13 protein-coding genes and 2 pseudogenes are annotated in these 13,668 nt (G+C 70.6%); 3 read left to right on the top strand and 12 right to left on the bottom strand.

Annotated features, from left to right (window positions below; translation table 11 throughout):
- Positions 1–1,586: 1,586 nt before the first annotated feature.
- Complete coding sequence (locus tag ACRYR9_RS08775) at positions 1,587–1,934, top strand: PadR family transcriptional regulator (RefSeq protein ID WP_432499179.1); 348 nt, start codon at positions 1,587–1,589, stop codon at positions 1,932–1,934.
- Positions 1,931–2,347: a hypothetical protein gene (locus ACRYR9_RS08770; protein ID WP_432496176.1), complete on the top strand. Its 417-nt coding sequence runs from the start codon at positions 1,931–1,933 to the stop codon at positions 2,345–2,347. The genes ACRYR9_RS08775 and ACRYR9_RS08770 overlap by 4 nt, the downstream gene beginning before the upstream one ends.
- Here ACRYR9_RS08770 and ACRYR9_RS08765 read toward each other — a convergent pair.
- From ACRYR9_RS08765 to ACRYR9_RS08740, 6 genes and pseudogenes are all read right to left on the bottom strand, one after another.
- Positions 2,340–3,152, bottom strand: a pseudogene (locus ACRYR9_RS08765) (ISAs1 family transposase). The gene ACRYR9_RS08770 and the pseudogene ACRYR9_RS08765 sit on opposite strands and share 8 nt — an antisense overlap.
- A gap of 75 nt (positions 3,153–3,227) precedes the next feature.
- Complete coding sequence (locus ACRYR9_RS08760; protein ID WP_432496240.1) at positions 3,228–3,371, bottom strand: hypothetical protein; 144 nt, start codon at positions 3,369–3,371, stop codon at positions 3,228–3,230.
- Positions 3,372–3,396: 25 nt separating this feature from the next.
- A pseudogene (locus ACRYR9_RS08755) lies at positions 3,397–3,522 on the bottom strand (transposase family protein); the annotation flags it as partial.
- A gap of 294 nt (positions 3,523–3,816) precedes the next feature.
- Positions 3,817–4,179, bottom strand: a complete 363-nt coding sequence (locus tag ACRYR9_RS08750) for a hypothetical protein (protein ID WP_432526056.1) — start codon at positions 4,177–4,179, stop codon at positions 3,817–3,819.
- Between the two features lie 430 nt (positions 4,180–4,609).
- The gene (locus ACRYR9_RS08745; RefSeq protein WP_432496170.1) at positions 4,610–4,981 is read right to left on the bottom strand and encodes a flagellar basal body-associated FliL family protein; all 372 of its coding nucleotides are present in this window, start codon (positions 4,979–4,981) and stop codon (positions 4,610–4,612) included.
- A gap of 979 nt (positions 4,982–5,960) precedes the next feature.
- The gene (locus tag ACRYR9_RS08740) at positions 5,961–6,362 is read right to left on the bottom strand and encodes a hypothetical protein (RefSeq protein ID WP_432509684.1); all 402 of its coding nucleotides are present in this window, start codon (positions 6,360–6,362) and stop codon (positions 5,961–5,963) included.
- A gap of 614 nt (positions 6,363–6,976) precedes the next feature.
- Between ACRYR9_RS08740 and ACRYR9_RS08735 the strand changes: the two genes are divergently transcribed.
- Complete coding sequence (locus ACRYR9_RS08735; protein WP_432496179.1) at positions 6,977–7,336, top strand: response regulator transcription factor; 360 nt, start codon at positions 6,977–6,979, stop codon at positions 7,334–7,336.
- 80 nt (positions 7,337–7,416) lie between these two features.
- On the opposite strand, the gene ACRYR9_RS08730 is transcribed toward ACRYR9_RS08735, so the two are convergent.
- From ACRYR9_RS08730 to ACRYR9_RS08705, 6 genes are all read right to left on the bottom strand, one after another.
- The gene (locus tag ACRYR9_RS08730) at positions 7,417–7,971 is read right to left on the bottom strand and encodes a DUF488 domain-containing protein (RefSeq protein WP_432496181.1); all 555 of its coding nucleotides are present in this window, start codon (positions 7,969–7,971) and stop codon (positions 7,417–7,419) included.
- Position 7,972: 1 nt separating this feature from the next.
- A complete protein-coding gene (locus ACRYR9_RS08725) occupies positions 7,973–9,586 on the bottom strand; it encodes a peptide chain release factor 3 (protein WP_432496184.1) in 1,614 nt (537 codons plus the stop codon).
- Positions 9,587–9,672: 86 nt separating this feature from the next.
- Complete coding sequence (locus ACRYR9_RS08720) at positions 9,673–10,440, bottom strand: phosphocholine cytidylyltransferase family protein (RefSeq protein ID WP_432496186.1); 768 nt, start codon at positions 10,438–10,440, stop codon at positions 9,673–9,675.
- Positions 10,437–11,519, bottom strand: a complete 1,083-nt coding sequence (locus ACRYR9_RS08715) for a CDP-glycerol glycerophosphotransferase family protein (RefSeq protein WP_432496189.1) — start codon at positions 11,517–11,519, stop codon at positions 10,437–10,439. Before ACRYR9_RS08715 ends, ACRYR9_RS08720 begins: the two co-directional genes overlap by 4 nt.
- Before the next feature lie 159 nt (positions 11,520–11,678).
- Complete coding sequence (locus ACRYR9_RS08710) at positions 11,679–12,425, bottom strand: phosphocholine cytidylyltransferase family protein (RefSeq protein ID WP_432496192.1); 747 nt, start codon at positions 12,423–12,425, stop codon at positions 11,679–11,681.
- Complete coding sequence (locus tag ACRYR9_RS08705) at positions 12,422–13,510, bottom strand: CDP-glycerol glycerophosphotransferase family protein (RefSeq protein WP_432496195.1); 1,089 nt, start codon at positions 13,508–13,510, stop codon at positions 12,422–12,424. Before ACRYR9_RS08705 ends, ACRYR9_RS08710 begins: the two co-directional genes overlap by 4 nt.
- Between the last annotated feature and the right edge of the window lie 158 nt (positions 13,511–13,668).

The raw sequence follows: 13,668 nt of genomic DNA, 5'->3' as shown, positions 1-13,668 counted from the left end.
AGCCGTGCACCCAGCACCTCCCCGCAGGAGGCTGATGGTGGTCACGCGTCCCGGCACGTGGATCGGTGCTGCCGGCGGTGCTGCACTGCTGAGACGCACCGGGACCGGTGGCGGCACCACGGCGGGGTACCGCGGCACAGCCCCCCTGACGCCCCCCGTGCTCGCGGACGCAGCGCGACACGGTGGTGACCGGTGGACCGTCGGACACCCGGGTCGCCCCGCACCTGCGCGGAAGCGGTCAACGCAACGGGCTGGCACCGTCGAAGCCGTGAGGAGCCGACCGACGGCGAGAGCCGCGATGAGAGCTGGGACGAGCCCCTGACCCACCTGCCCTGCCGTCGCCCCCCTCCGAGGACCGCCGCGACCTCCAGCGCGCTCCACATGCCGGCTGAGCTCTGAACGTGACGGTGTCGGCGCACCTGCCACCGGTGCAGGCGGTGACCGCGCTGGTCGAGAACTGGACGTCGATGTGACCGCATCCCCTGCCGCGCCCATCAGGACCCGACGCGCACCGAGGGGGTAGACGCTCACGACAGCTCTGCCGGGCTCCGGACCGAGCGCCGCGCGCGTGGGCCCTGGCGGTGATCAGGAGGTCCGTCGTGCGGCCTCGCGGTTGCCGGTCGACCCCGACGATCGCAGCGGCCAGTTGCCCGACGCTGGCGGCGACAGCTTCGCCGAGGGGACAGAGGGGCTGCCGACGGCGCCAGTGGCAGGTCCACTCGGTCCAGGTCCCGATAGCGATGCGCAACTCCTCCCGAGCGGCCCGGGATCGACGGTCGAAGACGTTGTCCTGCGGCCCGCGGTCGCTGCGGATCACGCAACCGGCCACACGCATGCCCTGGACGCGGCGGACCAGCACCGGGCAGCGCGTTGACCACCGGTCGGCAGTTCAGCCGCATGTCGATGAAGCACCCGACGACCCACCGGGAAGGGCGCCTTCGACGACGCGGAGGTGGAACTCGCTCTCGGCCGTGAGGTGCCAGGGGAGGCACCGCACGCTCGCGGGAGGGGCGGTGAACCGGAGCTTCTCGGACGCCCTGGCGGTGGGGGCACCGAACCCGGGGGCAGACACGCTGGACGAGGTCGCCGTGAACAGGCGACCCAGGGCGCCTGCCGTTCCTACTGCGCCGCCCGTTCTCGCTGCGACGCTCGGCGGACACACTCCACCAGCCCGTGTCCGAGCGGATCCGTCAGGAGGTCCGCTCGGCCATCACCCGCCCGGCAAGACCTCCTGCTCCGGGTTCAGGAACTCGATCCAGCGATCAGCCTCGCGCAGTTTCGTGCCCTCATCGGTGGAGGTTCCCGGCTTCGCACCGGGATCGACGTCAGCCTGGCGCATCCACGTCGACAGCGCACGACACGGATGCCGAAGCCGACGGCGATCTGCACCAGCGTCACACCGGGCTCGCGGCCTCGGGCGAGGCGCACGACGTCGCCTCGGCGCTCGCGGGGCAGGTTTCAGGCACAGGGCCATCCTTCCAGGCCGCCGTGCGGGCGAGCTAGCACCGGTGTCACCGATCAGTGCAGCGAACCGGGGCGCTTCGAATGAGTTGCGCCTCTACCTACTGCGTCCTACTATGTAGTCAATGGCACTCATCGACTGGACCGCCGAACTGGCGCGTGGCGTACTCAGCCAAGCCGTCCTGGCCGCACTGGCGCACAAGGAGCGCCACGGCTATGAACTCGTGTCTGTCATGCGCAGGCACGGCTTCCCCCGCGTGCAGGGCGGCACCCTCTACCCCCTGCTGCGACGACTGGAGCAGCAGCAACTGGTGACCTACGCGTGGGACACCTCCATCGCCGGTCCTGCGCGCAAGGTGTTCAGCCTCACCGAGGTCGGCAGAGCTGAACTGCACCACGCACGATCCGCCTGGGACCAGATGGGCCAAGCACTACTCTCGCTCGAAAACGCTGACCGGAAGGTGCCGAAGTGAGCTACACACACGATCTAGCGTTCGCGCTTCGACTCCGAGAAGCCGACGAGGACTTCATCGCGGACGTGATCCGCGAAACCGAGGGCCTGCGCCTTCGCGATGAGGCCCTGGAGGAGGAACTGGGCTCGCCGTACGAGTACGCCGAACAGCTCGTACCACAAGCACCCGCCAAGAAGAAGCGCGTCGGCCCGATCCTGGCAGCGAGCTTGTGCCTAGCCCTGCTGTGGCTGGTCTTCGTCCACACGGCCCACTTCTGGGGCTGGAACGCCAAGCAGGACCTGGGACGGATGTTTACGTTCCCGGCGTGGGCGCTCCTGGCGGCAGGGATCCTCGGTCAGTTCCTCGCCGACTACCTGCGCCCGACCCCCAAGAAGCGGGGTGGGTCCAGGGCTCCGGCAAAGTCATTCAGCTGAGCCGTTGAAGGATCCGCAGCGGTCGGGCCCGGTCGTAGGAGTGGTGCTCCAGGGCGGCTCGGATGTTGTCGCAGCCGAGTAGTCGCAGCACGGTGATGACGAGGTTGCGCAGGCTGGCCAGGACCGCTGCTCCGTGGCCGGTGCGGGCTCGGCAGCGGTCTTCGTCGAAGGCGGTGTCGCGGACGTAGTGCAGCCGGTTCTCCACCGCCCAGTGCCGGCGGACGAGTCCGGCGAGGACCTCGGGGTGGTGACGGTCGGAGCTGATCGAGGTGATCACGTAGACGATCTCGATGCTGTCGTGGAGGGGCTTCTGGTGCAGGCCGCGGCGGCGGCGGACGATGCGCAGGGCTGTCCGCGCTCCGGGGAAGTTCAGCAGGCCGCCGAGGTTGGCGGCGATTTCGGCGATGCTGGTGTGGCGTTCCTCGATCCGGCCGTAGCCGCGGTCGACCTCGGAGTGCGCGGTGGGGATCTGGTCTCAGGGCAGGGCGGCGAGGTGGTCGTGCAGTTTCGGCTGGTTGCGTTTGACGGTAAGGGCGTAGTCGATGCCGAGATCGGTGATGGCTTGGGCGGTGTCGCGTTGGGTGTGCAGTGCGTCGGCGGTGATGACGGCGTCTGCGGGCAGCAGGTCACGCTCGTTGAGCGTCGTCAGAAGTGTTGGTAGGTGAGTGACTTCGTTGGTCTTGGCGTCGACGGTCGCTTGGCCCAGGACGGTGGCGGTGTCGGTGTGCAGGGCGGCGAGCAGGTGGGCTCCTGGGCGGTGTCCGTCGCGGGAGCCTCGGACGGTCTTCCCATCGATGGCGATCACGCATGCCGTCAAGAGCTCGCCGTGGGTGCGCGCGGCGGGTTTTTCCGCTGCCCGTGACCGTTCTCGTTGGCGCTGCTACAGGTTCTGCAGTCGGTCGAGGTGCCCGGCCAGCCAGGTGGCGATGAGGAGCATCAATTCGTCGGAGTCCAGGGCTTGCAGGATGCGGCGGAAGGTGGACTCGCTGGCGATCGCTGCGCGGTGAGAGTCCAGGGCCTCCAAGGTTTCGGGGGAGGGCTTGGGCGCTCCAACGCCAGATCGCGGTGTAGCCGCGGGCCCCGGTCAGGACGGCCATGATCGACAAGGCCAGGACAGCGAAGAAGTCGTGGCGGACGCCGCGGCGGGCGCGGGGGTCGGGTACTTGGCGCAGCATGTCCAGCAGGCCCGGCGCAGCGGTCAGGGCTTCGTCGAGGTCGAGTGGTGGCGTGTCGGTGGGCAGGGTGATGGGGCAGGGTGATGGGGCAGGATGGAGCGGCGGGCATGGTTCCTTCAGGTGATCAGGGCGGTGTGAGAACTCCATGATCACCTCTGGGGCCATGCCCGTCTTGCGTGGGTCTGCGCGGCGTCTCGCGCTTGACCTACCTCACCTCACCGGACTTTGCCGGACCCCTGGGGGTGGGTCCCTGCTGAAGTAGCAAGGACCCACCCCACCACATCGACGCAGGCGTCAGCCGATGCCGAAGAGCCACACCGCCGTCTCGTAGATCTCCTCCGCCGAGACGGTGCCGAAGATGGCCTTGACCCAGCCAGGGGTCGTCTTCCACCACTTGACGAATGCGATCTTCCCCTTGGCCACCTGGCGCAGGACGGCCCAGTACCAACTCGCGTTCGTCTTCTTCAACACCTGGAAGGCGGCCTTGATGGCGATGCGGACGACGATCGGTACAGCTTGAGTGCCTTGCTGGCCGACGACCTTGGGGGTCGCCGAACCCTTGGGCGAGGCGGGAACGCCGGGAACCACCACGACAGCGCCCGCCTGACCGACCACTCCTGATGCCTGGAGCGACACGGACGTGGTGAGGCTCGCCACGGCCGAGGTGGTTACCGACGGACTGCTGGTCGTGGTCGGCGCTGCGACGGCTCCCGAACCGAGTCCGAAAACCATGGAACCAGCGAGGGCGGCGCCCAAGGCGGCCTGAGAAACGCGCTTCCGCTTGCTCATTGTCCAAGTCCTATCTGCTCGAATGACCAGTCACCCCACATCAACGCGGGGTGCCGCTACATCACGGGAAAACGCCAGAACGTCCGCGGATGCACCACCGGACAACCGGGTAAGGCACCGAGAGTTTCTTGGCGGCCGCTAGTGGCCTACGAGGTGGATGACCTCGTCATTACTTCAACCCTGTTGGGGTGTAGAACCACGTCGAGGCTCGGCGGTCAGGTGCGAGAACCGGTGACGGGCGAACTCGTTCCCCACGACCTTCTGCGCTCACGCCGACTCGAGCGAGCAGCGCGTGGGACTACTTTCCGCCGAAGATCACGTACACCGCCCGCACAACATCGACGGAAGCCCCGGCGGCCAGCGGATAACGAGGGACCACCCGCTTCTTCCAGTACTCGGCCCAGAAGTGGTTCCACCCCTTCTTGGCTGCTGCCGCCGCCTCCTTGGCCGCGGCGGGCACCTTCTTCAGCATTTCGACGATCGCCTTGATCAGGACAGAGTCCCTGGAGGGCAGGATCGTCGCCGCGGAGGTACGAGTGACGGCGGAAGGTGCTTGGGTCGACGCGCTGGCTGTCATCGCTTCCGCCGATGCGGATGAGGCTCCGACACCCAGACCTGTCACCACCAGAAGGCCTGCAGCAATTGTCCGCTTGAACGTGCTGGTGCGCATCGTGTACCCCAGAGGACTAGGAGGAGGACGCGTTGAAGTGGCCAACGCGAGAGCCGTGGATATTCGGGGGAGGACGACGTGGGCGGCTGCCCGGAGCCGATAGCCGCCCCCGATGCGGACGATCCTGGGCGAGCTGGGCGTTCGGCGCAATGCACATTACTTCTTGCGAAGAAACTCTGCAGATCGACCGGTTCGCACTGCTGAACAGGCCGAGTTGGAAGATCTCTCGGTGGCCCACCTCCTTGTCGTTCAGGCAGCGGATCACCGCCCTCCCCGCCGGTAGTGGGCGGCGCCGAGCGCGCTGCTCCGGCGCACCGTTTTCGAGATCGACCATCGCGCGCCCGGGCGTCGAAGTTTCCGGGGCGCCGCTGCGCTCGCCTCGAGGGGCACTTCGCGCGACGATAGAAACCAGTTCTCGGACGTGGCGAACGCCGCCGCGACGTGGCGCCTCGTGGTGCCGGCCCCGGAGGCCGCACTGAGGTCACAAGCCACCTGGGGATCGCTCCTCGAGTGCTCCCGCCCTCTGCGGGGGCAGCGGTGAGCTGAGTTGGCGGTGGTTGAAGGTGCGGTTCGACACTGCGCCGAACCTCGAGCATCCCCCGACTCTCGACCACGGTGCGGTACCGCTCACACTGGAACACCAGTCCGGCTCGGTGCGCACCACCCCAGCAGGGCGAGGCGGAGGAGCTGCCCATGATGGTTTCGGGTGCCAGTCCTGACCACCGGCTTCCCGAGCCCACCGCCCGGCAGGGACGTAGACGGCACCGGCGCCGATGTCAGCGACGCGGGATGGCAATGCACGGATGCAGCACCTGACGCACAGGGCTCAGGCTGGACAGCACCAGAGCCTCTTCCATGCACCGCGCAAAACCCGCCCTTGTCGTGTCGGCAGCACCCGGCGCTCGGGCTGCTCGCGCACCGACCTCACGAAATCCTCCTCACCGCACCGCCTGCGTCGATGTGGTGGGGTGGGTCCTTGTTACTTCAGCAGGGACCCACCCCGCTTCTTGGGGGTCGGGCGCAGGTAGTCGGCGAGGAACTGACCGAGGATCCCTGCCGCCAGGAGCGCCCACGCCGGGAACGTAAACATCCGTCCCAGGTCCTGCTTGGCGTTCCAGCCCCAGAAGTGGGCCGTGTGGACGAAGACCAGCCACAGCAGGGCTAGGCACAAGCTCGCTGCGAGGATCGGGCCGACGCGCTTCTTCTTGGCGGGTGCTTGTGGTACGAGCTGTTCGGCGTACTCGTACGGCGAGCCCAGTTCCTCCTCCAGGGCCTCATCGCGAAGGCGCAGGCCCTCGGTTTCGCGGATCACGTCCGCGATGAAGTCCTCGTCGGCTTCTCGGAGTCGAAGCGCGAACGCTAGATCGTGTGTGTAGCTCACTTCGGCACCTTCCGGTCAGCGTTTTCGAGCGAGAGTAGTGCTTGGCCCATCTGGTCCCAGGCGGATCGTGCGTGGTGCAGTTCAGCTCTGCCGACCTCGGTGAGGCTGAACACCTTGCGCGCCGCTGCGGTGGTCCGGTCGACGAGCGCTATCAACTGCACAGTAGGAGGCACTAGGTAGAGGCGCAACCCATTCGAGACACCGCCCGGCCACGGCGAACGACTCGCCCGGCCGGCTGCCCGAGCAGTGCGCTGCCGGTGGCGCGTGGCGATGGATCGTCTGGGCGACGACCCCGGCTCGCAGCCCTCCGGTCCGCACCTGCCTCTCCCGCCAGAGGGACCCCGCGATGAGGCTGAACTCCTGCACTCCAATCGCCCGCTCCGCGCGCGTGGCGGGAACTCGAGCACCCGCCGCGACAAGCTACGACCGCCTGCAGCCACCCCCGCGACGCCTCGGCGGGCGGAGCGACCACATGTCGAGTCCTCAAGCACTCGAAGTGACGCTGGTCACAATCGGGCGAGTTCTCCGCGGAGCCTCGGGCAGGCTACTTAGAGTGCCCACGCCAGTTACTGTGAGCAATGGGTGCTCGAGTGCGCCGTACTGGAGGTGCAGGGGTGTCAAGCTTTTGCGACAAAGTCAGCGTCAGGGACCTGGAGATACTCGAGATGGTCGCTCAAGGTAGGTCGAACGAGCAGATCGGCACCGCGCTGCACCTGTCTACCCAGTCGATCGGCAGGTACATCAGCTTGCTCATCGCACGCATGCACGTCAGCAACCGGGCGGCGCTCGTGGCGCGGGGGTACACGGAGGGGTTGCTGGACGCCTCCACGTGGCCTCCCCGGGCACCCCACGCGCAGGACCACGCCGAAATCGCGTTTCCCACGACGAGCCGGCGCGCCACCCCGGCACGCGTGCTCGTCAGGCTGGACGAGCACGATGACGTCTCTGGTGACCTGGTGAACCGGCAGCGGTGAACAGGACCGTGCGGCAGTCCGGTCCCCCCGTCCCGGATCCACCGGACCCCGCGCAGTGAGCGAGCGCTGCTCAGCGGCCGTTACGACTCCCGAGGCTCATCCCGAGCGCCGTCCCAGACGAGCAGGCCGTCCGGCTGCCGGCGGGCGCCGGCCGCCACCGGGTGCGGGGTCGTCCGCCCGTCCGGCATGACGTGCTCGACGTCCACCCCGCGCCCGAGCACGGCCACGTCGGCGATGAGGCGGCGGTGGCAGCGCCACCACACCCCCTCGCTGCACACCACCGCCACCGGGACGCGCGCGGCCTCGGCGAGGAGGTCGTCCAGGGCCTCGGTGAACTCCGGGGTGCGGGTGTGCGCGGCGTAGGCCCGGAAGGCCGCCACGGTCCACCAGGTGTCCGCCTCAGGCGTGCCGGCCGGCACGTGGCGCCGCCCGCCCAGGCGCGGTTCCCAGCGGTAGCCGACGCCCTCCTGCGGCAGCCACTCCTGCAGCGCGTCGCGCGCGACGTCGGGCGAGGTGCGGCTGCCGGGGAAGCGCCGCACGTCCACCAGCAGCTCCACCCCGGCGCCGGCGAGGCGGCGGCCCAGCTCGGCGCGGTCGGTGCGGCCGTGCCCGAGGGTCCGCAGGGGCGGCCCCACGTCAGTCCGCGCCGGCCATGACCGGCAGGAGCTCGACCTCCGGGTGCAGCCGCTGGAAGCTGGCCAGACGCCAGCGGTCGGCGAACAGGGCCAGCGCCTGCCCGTCGCTGCGGAAGACCACCTCGCTGCCGCGGTCGGCGTCCACGACCGCGGCGTGGCGCGCGTCGATGCGGCGCACCTCGGAGTACGGCAGCGGCTCGATGCGCAGCGGGGCGCGGAACTCCTGCGCCATGCGGTGCGCGGCGACCTCGTACTGCAGCGGCCCGACGGCCGCGACGACCGGCTCGCCCTGACCGCGGCGCTCGGAGTGCATCAGCTGCACCACGCCCTCGGCGTCCAGGGCGGCCAGACCCTGGCGGAACTGCTTGCCGTGGCTGAGGTCCAGCGCCTGGGCGATGCCGAAGTGCTCCGGCGTGAAGGCCGGGATGGGGGGGAACGTCACCGCCGGCCCCTGGAAGAGGGTGTCGCCGACGCGGACGTGGGCGGCGTTGACCAGGCCGATCACGTCACCGGGCCAGGCGTGCTCGACGGTCTGGCGGTCCGAGCCGAACACCGTCTGCACGTGCTTGAGGACCAGCGGGCGCCCGGTGCGGGACTCGGTCACCGTCATGCCCCGCTGGAAGGCGCCGGTGCGGATCCGCGCGAAGGCCAGCCGGTCCCGGTGGGCGGGGTTCATGCCGGACTGGACCTTGAAGACCTGCGCGCTGAAGGGGGCGTCCAGGGCGCGCTCGCGGCCCTGCGCGTCCAGGGGCGCCAGCGGGGGCGGGGCCAGGTCGGCCAGGGCCTGCAGCACCTCGCCCACGCCGAAGTTGACGACCGCGGCGGTGAACAGCACCGGGGTGCTGCGGTGCCCCAGGAAGGACTCCCGGTCGAAGTCCCCGCCCAGGGCCTCCAGGAGCTCGCTCTCCTCCTGCGCCTGGACCCAGGCGTCGCCCTCCGCGCGGGCGGCGGCCGCGGCGTCCATCCGCTCCACCCCCGCCAGGCTGGCGCCGCCGGGCGTGCGGGTGAAGCGCGCGTAGTCCCCGGTGCGGCGGTCCAGCACCCCGCGGAAGTCGCCGGCGATGCCCACCGGCCAGTTCAGCGGCGTGGGCTGCAGGCCGGTGACCTCGGCGATCTCGTCGAGCAGCTCCAGGGCCTCGCGCCCCGGCCTGTCCCACTTGTTGATCACGGTGACGATGGGGATGCGCCGGTGGTGGCAGACCTCGAAGAGCTTGCGGGTCTGCTGCTCCATGCCGTTGGCGGCGTCGACGAGCATGACGGCGGCGTCCACGGCCGCCAGGACCCGGTACGTGTCCTCGGAGAAGTCCGAGTGCCCGGGGGTGTCGAGCACGTTCAGCACGCGCCCGTCGTGGTGCAGCTGCAGGACGGCGGAGCTGATGGAGATGCCGCGCTGGCGCTCCATGTCCTGCCAGTCCGAGACCACGCCGGCACGGCCGGCCTTGCCGTGCACGTGCCCGGCCTGCCGGATGGCGCGGGCGTGCAGGGCCAGGGCCTCGGTGAGCGTGGACTTGCCCGCGTCGGGGTGGCTGATGATCGCCAGCGTGCGCCGGCGCGCGGCCTCGGCCACGACCTCCGGCCCCACCGGCACCTCCGTGCCGACCGGCGCTGCGCTCACGACACCCCCCGCTCCTCGTGCTCCTGGACCCCCGACCCTACGTCCGGGAGCGGGCGCGGCCGGACCGCGCCCGCTCCCCGCGCCGCTCACCCCGCCGCCGGTCCCCCGCCGAGGCGCAGGTGGTCGGCGTCGATGCTGTCGGCGCGCACCAGGTCGTCCTCGAAGTCGACCTCCACCACGTCGAAGCGCGAGACGTCCACCGGCACGATCCGCACGCCCCGCTCGATCGCCGTCTCCAGGCCCCGCTCGAAGTAGTCCGTGGCCGCGCAGGCGCCCAGCTCCTCGATCAGGACCTGCTTGTCCGCGCCGGACACGTAGTTGATGCCCACGGCCTCGCCCAGCCCGCCGACGACGGTCTTGGACAGCTCGCGCACGAAACCCTCCGCGTCGACGGTGTACTTGACCTCCTCCTCGCCCACGGCGGCGGTGTTCACGCACACGAACGTCTCGTCGCGCTGCAGCCACGGCAGCACGTGCTGCAGGACGCGCGGGTCGAAGACGACGTCGCCGTTCATCCACAGCACCCCGCCGGGGTGGGAGGTCGTCAGCGCCCGCAGCAGGCTCTTGGAGGTGTTCGTGGAGTCGAACAGCTCGTTGTACGCGAACAGCACGTCCGGGCGGGCCTCCATGATGACGGTGGCCTTGAAACCCACCACCACGGTGATCGGCACGTCCTCGCCGAGCACCGAGCGCAGGTTCTCCACCTGCTGCTCCATGATGGTGCGCCCGTCGCGCAGGCGGGTCTGCGACTTCGGCAACGGCCGGCCCAGCCGGGTGCCCAGGCCCGCGGCCAGGATGACGACCTGCACCCCGGTGCGCTCGTGGCCCGTGGTGCTCGTGCCCGTGGCGCTCACGCCCGCACCTCCCCCGCCGGCAGGACCAGGTCGAGCACGCGGTCGGCCGCGTGCCCGTCCTCGGCGTGGCAGAACGTCTCCCGGAACGCCGCGTAGCGCTCCGCGAAGCGGGAGCGCACCCCGTCCAGGTCGGCGAGCGCGTCCAGCACCTCCTCCGACTCCGCGACCATCGGCCCCGGGGCGATCTCGTGCGGATCGAAGTAGAACCCGCGCAGCACGTCGCGGTACCGGTCCAGGTCGTAGACGTAGTAGACGATCGGCTTGCCGGTCACGGCGAAGTCGAACTGCGTCGAGGAGTAGTCGGTCACCATCGCGTCAGCGGCCAGGTACAGGTCGCTGATGTCGGGGTGGAACGACACGTCCAACACGCCGGGCACGTCCAGGCCCTGCAGGGCCGCGGAGACCATGTAGTGCAGCCGCAGCAGCAGCACGTGGTCCGGGCCCAGGCGCTCGGTGAAGCGCTGCAGGTCCAGGGCCAGGCGGAAGTCCGGGCCGTCGCCGAACAGGTCGTCGTCGCGCCACGTCGGCGTGTACAGGACCGCCGTCGTGCCGTCCGCGACACCCAGCTCGGCGCGCACCCGGGCGCGGCGCTCCTCGGCGTCGCCGGCGCTGAGGACGTCGTTGCGCGGGTACCCGGTGACGTGCACCGGGCCGTCGAAGCGGAACGCCCCCGCGAGCGGGCCGACGCTGGCGTCGTTCGGGGACAGCAGCAGGTCCCAGCGGGCCACGTCGTGGTCCAGCCGGTCCAGGCGACCGGCGGGGGCGAACAGGACGTCGCGGTGGATGCGCTTGAGCGGCGTGCCGTGCCACGTCTGCAGGTACGTGGTGCCCGGGCGCTTGTCCCAGTCGAAGTCCAGGTGGGTGTTGGAGACGACCAGGTCGGCGGACTCCAGGGCCGCGACCGCCTCCGGGGAGTCGATGTCCACCGTGGCGGTGCCCGCGGGGAAGCCGTGCGCGTGCGCCGGGGTGGACAGCCAGACGTGCTCGGCGTCGACGCCACCGCGCGCCAGCAGCCGCTCGTGCAGGGCGCGCGGGTTGTCCGAGTACCGCCCCTCGAAGCTGTGGTAAACGATCTTCACGGCACCCCTCGTCGTTCCGGGCCGGGGCGGACTCCTGGTTCGGTCGTGCCCGCGGCGAGATCGTTCCCGATGATGGGGCACGGCCGCGCAGCGCGCAGCACCGCGCCCCGCCCGGTCCCCGCACCGGGTGGTGCGGGGCCCGGGTGGCGAGCCGGGGACTCAGCCCGCGACCGCGTCCAGCCGCAGGTGCTCGGCGTCGATGCTGTCGGCGCGCACCAGGTCGTCCTCGAAGTCGACCTCCACCACGTCGAAGCGTGAGACGTCCACCGGCACGATGTGCACCCCGCGCCCGATGGCCGTCTCCAGGCCCCGCTCGAAGTAGTCGTCGTCCGCGCAGGCGCGCAGCTCCTCGATCAGCAGGGCCTTGTCCGCCGCGGAGACGTGGTTGATGCCCACGGCCTCGCCCAGCCCGTCGACGACGGTCTTGGACAGCTCGCGCACGAACCCCTCCGCGTCGACGGTGTACTTGACCTCCTCCTCGCCCACGGCGGCGGTGTTCACGCACACGAACGTCTCGTCGCGCGCGATCCACGGCAGCACCGACTGCAGCAGGCGCGGGTCGAAGACGACGTCGCCGTTCATCCACAGCACCCCACCGGGGTGCGAGGTGCTCAGCGCGCGCAGCAGGCTCTTGGAGGTGTTCGTGGAGTCGAACACCTCGTTGTACGCGAACAGCAGGTCGGGGTGGGCCTCCATGACGACCATCGCCTTGAAACCCACCACCACGGTGATCGGCACGTCGGGGCCCAGGACGGCGCGGACGTTGTCGACCTGCTGCTGCATGATGGTGCGCCCGTCGCGCAGGTGGGTCTGCGACTTCGGCAGCGGCCGGCCCAGCCGGGTGCCCAGGCCCGCGGCCAGGATCACCACCTGCACGTCGAGGGGTCCACGGTTCGGGGTGGTCACGCTCGCACCTCCGTGCGGTTCAGGGCCAGGTCGAGCACGCGGTCGGCCGCGTGCCCGTCCTCGGCGTGGCAGAAGGTCTCCTGGAACACCTCGTAGCGCTCCTTGAACGCCACCCGCACGCCCTCCAGGTCGGCCAGGGCCTCCAGGACCTCCTCGGAGGTCCTCAGCAGCGGGCCGGCGGCGATCGCCTGCGGGTCGAAGTAGAACCCGCGCAGCACGTCGCGGTAGCGCTCCAGGTCGTAGACGAAGTGGACGATCGGCTTGCCGGTGACGGCGAAGTCGAACACCGCGGAGGAGTAGTCGCTCACCAGGACGTCCGCGGCGAGGTACAGGTCGTTGATGTCCGGGTGCCGCGAGACGTCGACGACGCCGGGCACGTCCAGGCCGCGCAGCGCGTCGGGCACGAGGTAGTGCAGCCGCAGCAGCAGCACGTGGTCCGGGCCCAGGCGCTCGGTGAAGCGCTGCAGGTCCAGGGCCAGGCGGAAGTCCGGGCCGTCGCCGAAGCGGTCGTCGTCGCGCCAGGTGGGCGCGTACAGCACCGCCGTGGCACCGTCCGCGACACCCAGCTCGGCGCGCACCCGGGCACGCCGCTGCACGGCGCCGGGTGCCAGCAGCGCGTCGTTGCGGGGGTAGCCGGTGACGGGCACCGGCCCGGGGAAGCGGAACGCCCCGCGCAGCGGCACGGCGGCGGCCTCGCTGGGCGCCAGCAGCACGTCCCAGCGGGTGACGTCGTCGTCGAGGAGGCTCATGACGTCCTCGCCGTCGGGCTGGGTGAAGTGCGCGTCGCGGTGGATGCGCTTGAGCGGCGTGCCGTGCCAGGTCTGCAGGTACGTGGTGCCCGGGCGCTTGTCCCAGGCGGGCAGGTGGTTGTCGGCGATCACCAGGTCGGCGGACTCCAGCGCGGCCAGGGCGCCGGGCGTGCCCAGGCCGACGGTGCTGGTGCCCGCGGGGAACGCCCCCGCGTGGTCGGGACCGGCCAGCCAGACGTGCTCGGCGTCGACGTCGCCGCGGGCCAGCAGTCGCTGGTGCAGGGCCCTGGGGTTGTCGGAGTACCGCCCTCCGAAGCTGTAGTAGACGATCTTCACGGTGTTCCTGTCGTTTCGGGCCGGGACGGGCTCGTGGAGGCCCGCCCTCGGCGCAGGCGCCCATGATGCCCGCTCGAGCCGCCTGCCGGGTCCGCTCCGGGCTCGCCGGGACCCGTTCGGGCGCGCTGCAGCCCCCGCGCGCACCGCGCGCGGGGGCT

The organism is Kineococcus auxinigenes (genome assembly GCF_050871525.1).
GTDB lineage: Bacteria > Actinomycetota > Actinomycetes > Actinomycetales > Kineococcaceae > Kineococcus.
Note: the sequence above shows the minus strand (reverse complement) of the source record. Positions and strands in the feature narration are given on the sequence as shown.